The organism is Actinomadura sp., assembly GCF_044508335.1.
Lineage (GTDB): Bacteria > Actinomycetota > Actinomycetes > Streptosporangiales > Streptosporangiaceae > Spirillospora.
Genome location: NZ_JBIQHY010000021.1, coordinates 1 through 3,679, shown reverse-complemented (window position 1 = coordinate 3,679; position 3,679 = coordinate 1). Strand labels below are relative to the sequence as shown.

Below are 3,679 nucleotides of genomic sequence, written 5' to 3'. Positions count from 1 at the left end.
TCATGTCCGCGAGGGTCATCGTCGCCGCGGTCGTCTTCCTGCCACTCCTCGTCGGGATACTTCTGCTCGGCATCGCGGCATATCGGGGGCGCTGGCATTCCTGGCACGGGAACGACGCCTTCTTCCACTGGCCGTACACTCCCCTCGCCGGCGCCTGGTTCGGTGCTTCCGGTCTGCTCGTCGTGCTGGCCTTCGCGGTCGCCGCGGTCGCCCCCGCCAGCGTGGTCGCGGTCCTCGCGGCGCTCGCCGTCGTCCCCCTGGTGATCTCGATCGTGGTCTACGTGCATCCGCCCAGGTGGCTGCTGCCCCGATACGTCCGGTGGCTTGAGGGGGACGAGGAGACCACTGAACGGCCCGCGTGCTTGGAGGCGCATCGGCATTCGCGGGTCGACGCGATCATGCGGGCGATCACTTTCGGCGATCGGCGGGAGCCGGGCGGGTGAATGCTAGCCTCGCGGCGAACGTCCGGTTGTGAGAGTTGGGGGCTCGCGTCTTGTCCGATGGCTCGCGATCCGAAAAGGGCCGTCCGGAGTTCGTGGCGGCGGATCAGGCGCTGGACGGTTCCGACCTGCCGGCCGCCGAGCCGGCGGAGCCCGTCCCCGACGCGGCCGACACCGGCGGGGACTTCCCGCGGCGCCGATGGTGGGCCGCCGGGCGCCGGCGGTGGGCAGTGGGCGCTGGAGCGCTGGTGCTGGTCGCGGGCGGAGTCGGCTGGGCTGTCAGCGCGTCCTCCGGTGACTCGGCGCCCGCCCGGTTCACGTCGATGCCGAAGCCGTGCGAGCTGGTCCCAGGGGAGACGCTCGAACGGTACGTGCCGCGCTCCGACCCGCCCGTCCCGAACGAGGCGGCCAACTCGGCGGACGAGCGGTACGAGGCGTGCGAATGGGCGGAGCCCCCGGGCGCGAAGGGCGTGCGGGCATCGCATCGGCTGAGCGTGTCGGTGCGGCTGCACCTGGACGGCGCGGCGTCGGCGAAGGCCGAGTACGACGCGGCCTGGGACGGCGCCAACTCCATGGCGGGCACGGCGAAGGGCGCCCCCGGCTCCCTGCACGCCGAAGCGCCGAGCGTCGCCCGGATCGGCGACCAGGCGTTCACGCAGCACCTGACGCTGTCGGGGCCGCTGGGCGCGACGACCACCGCCGCGGCGACCGCCCGGCTGCGGAACGCCGTCATCACCGTGCGGTTCCGGGGCACGAGGTCGCCGCTCGACGTGGACGGCTCCCCCAAGACCCGCGAGGCGGCACCGATGGACGAGGCGACGGCACTGGCGGGCGCCGAGGCGGCCGCAAGGGGCATCGCGGACACGCTCGCCGCCTGCGAGGAGTGCCTGAGCGGCTAGGCCAGCGGGTAGCCCCAGGCGGCGCAGACGTCCTTGAGGGGCGGTGGCGGGGGATCCGGGACGAGCAGGTCCGGCTGGATGCGGCCCGTGCGGATCTTCTCCGTCCAGTCGCCGAGCCCGGGTGCGAAGGAATCGGTGCCCGCCTTGCCGTAGTCGAGCATCTCCTCTTCGAAGGCGACGCCGAGGAAGTCGCAGAGCCCCCGGACGGTGCCCGCCGGGTCGGCGATCAGGTCCTCGTAGCGGACGGTCGGGCCGTCCAGCTCGCCGCGGGCCTCCTCGACGGCCTCGCAGTACCGGACGATGTCGGCGACCAGGTCCTCCGGGGAGTAGTACGGCCGGGCGTTGCGCCAGGACCGCAGGATCGCGGACGGATGGCGCAGCAGGAAGATGAACCGGGCGTCCGGCCAGCAGGCGACGATCTCGTCCCGGATGAACACGTCGTTGGGCGACTTGTTGACCAGCTGCCGTTTGCCGCTGCGCGCCAGTTCGCCGGCCAGCAGCGCGTCCCAGAGCAAGAAGCGCAACTCGCGCTCAGTGTGCCCGAGCCGCTCCATCGAGGTGGCGACCTGACGGGACTCGAAGCGCACGGTGATGTCGCCGAGGTGCGTCTCGTGCGGGGCGTGCAGCTCCGAATGCCCGCCCAGGATGGCGCGCAGCAGCGTCGACCCCGTCCGCACCGACGACAGGATGAACACCGGTGCGGTCAGCCTCCGCGGCATCCGGCCGTCAGCCGCCGGGCGGCGGGTTCTGCGGGCCGCCGAACGACGGCGGCCCCGCCGGCGGCCGCTGCGGCTGCGGACCGGTCTGGTACGGCGACTGCTGCGGGCCGCTCTGCGGCGCTCCGAAGGGCTGCGGCGGCCCCATCGGCCCCGGCATCGGCCCGGACGGCGCAGCGGGCTTCCTGCGGCCGCGCGTGAGCAGGAACGCGCCGCCGCCCAGCACGAGCAGCACCACCACGACGCCGCCCACGATCAGGACGGGGAACCCGCCGGAATCCTCCTCGCCCGCGGCGGCCGGCTTGGTGGCGCCTGCCCCGGCCTTCTTTCCGGCCATGACCTTGTCGAGCCGCTGGTACACCGGGTTCGGCGCGTTGGCGGGCACGTCCTGCTTGAGCGCCCGCGGGATGCTGATGACGCCGTACCCCACCAGGTCGTCCTTGCCGGGCGGGCCGAAGTCCTTCGCGGTCGCGGTGATGCGCTGCACGACCTGGCGCGCCGACAGGTTCGGGTAGTGGCTGCGGACGAGGGCGATGGCGCCGGAGGCCAGCGCGGTCGCCTGGCTCGTCCCCGCGCCGGACCGGTAGGCGCGCCCCTCCTTGCCGAGGTAGCCGACGTTCGCGCCCGGCGCGCCGACGGTGACGTACGGCTGCTTCTGCGTCGACTTCCACGGCTTGCCGTCCTGGCCGAGGGCCCCGACGGCGACGACCCCGGGGCACGAGGCCGGATAGTTGGGCTTGTTGCCGTTGTCGCCCGAGTTGCCGGCGGCGGCGACGATCACGACGTCCTTCTTCGCCGCGTACTCGACCGCTTCCAGCAGCTGCGGCGGGCACTGGTTCGGGTAGATGTCGGCGGACTCGCTGCTCTGGGAGATGTTGACGACCTTCGCGCCGTGGTCGACGGCGTACCGGACGGCCTTCGCCGTCGTCGGCCCGCTCACCGACGCGGCGATCGGCAGGATCTTCGCCTCCGGCGCGATGCCCACGAACCCGGTGGCGGTGCCCTGGGACGCGATGAGGCTGGCCATGCCGGTGCCGTGGCCGTGGTTGTAGGAGTCGTTGTCCTGCCGGCCGTCGCCCCCCTGGCCCGTCAGGTCGGTTCCGGGGAGCACGACGGACTTCAGGTCGGGCAGCCGCGCGTTCACGCCCGTGTCGATGACGGCGACCGTCACGCCCTTGCCCTTGGTGATGGGCCACACGTCCTTCTGGATGCCCCACGAGTCGAACCACCACTGGTCCGCCCGGGGGCCCGGGGCGGCGTGCGCCGCGACGGCGGGCGCCGTCGCCAGCCCGATCGCCGCCGTCGCCGCCACCGTTCGAAGCAGCCACCGCATCTGTCCGCACACTCCCTAGTCCGTCGCGCCGGTCCGGGCGGGTGGACGGCCGTCCACCCGCCCGGCGTCCGACCAGGTTCAGCCGATCACCGGCGGGGCGGTGTCGTCATCGGCTCCCCAGACGTCTTCGTCTTCGGTGAGCCAGGTGTTGCGCTCGCGCTCCTCTTCCTTGCCGCCCTGAGCGCCGTGGCCCATCGGCATGCCGCCCATGGGGCCGCGCATGCCGGCGCCCGCGCGCCCCGCGCCGGCGCCCGCGCCGGCCGCGCCGGGACCGCCGCCGAAGGCGCCGCC

The 3,679-nt window shown here is 73.6% G+C and carries 4 protein-coding genes and 1 pseudogene; 2 read left to right on the top strand and 3 right to left on the bottom strand.

Annotation, left to right across the window (positions count from 1 at the left end):
• Both ACIWVC_RS10745 and ACIWVC_RS10740 read left to right on the top strand, forming a co-directional pair.
• Positions 1-443, top strand: a 443-nt coding sequence (locus ACIWVC_RS10745; RefSeq protein ID WP_396445966.1) for a hypothetical protein, incomplete at its 5' end; no start/stop codon positions are given.
• 92 nt (positions 444-535) lie between these two features.
• Positions 536-1,339: a hypothetical protein gene (locus ACIWVC_RS10740; protein WP_396445965.1), complete on the top strand. Its 804-nt coding sequence runs from the start codon at positions 536-538 to the stop codon at positions 1,337-1,339.
• On the opposite strand, the gene ACIWVC_RS10735 is transcribed toward ACIWVC_RS10740, so the two are convergent.
• The 3 genes and pseudogenes from ACIWVC_RS10735 to ACIWVC_RS10725 form a co-directional block, all read right to left on the bottom strand.
• Positions 1,336-2,058, bottom strand: coding sequence for a sulfotransferase family protein (locus ACIWVC_RS10735; protein WP_396445964.1), 723 nt, complete (start codon positions 2,056-2,058; stop codon positions 1,336-1,338). The two genes, ACIWVC_RS10740 and ACIWVC_RS10735, sit on opposite strands and share 4 nt — an antisense overlap.
• Positions 2,059-2,065: 7 nt before the next feature.
• Positions 2,066-3,388 (bottom strand): type VII secretion-associated serine protease mycosin, encoded by a 1,323-nt coding sequence (gene mycP, locus ACIWVC_RS10730; RefSeq protein WP_396445963.1) that lies wholly within the window; start codon positions 3,386-3,388, stop codon positions 2,066-2,068.
• Positions 3,389-3,466: 78 nt separating this feature from the next.
• Positions 3,467-3,679: pseudogene (locus tag ACIWVC_RS10725) on the bottom strand (hypothetical protein); the annotation flags it as partial.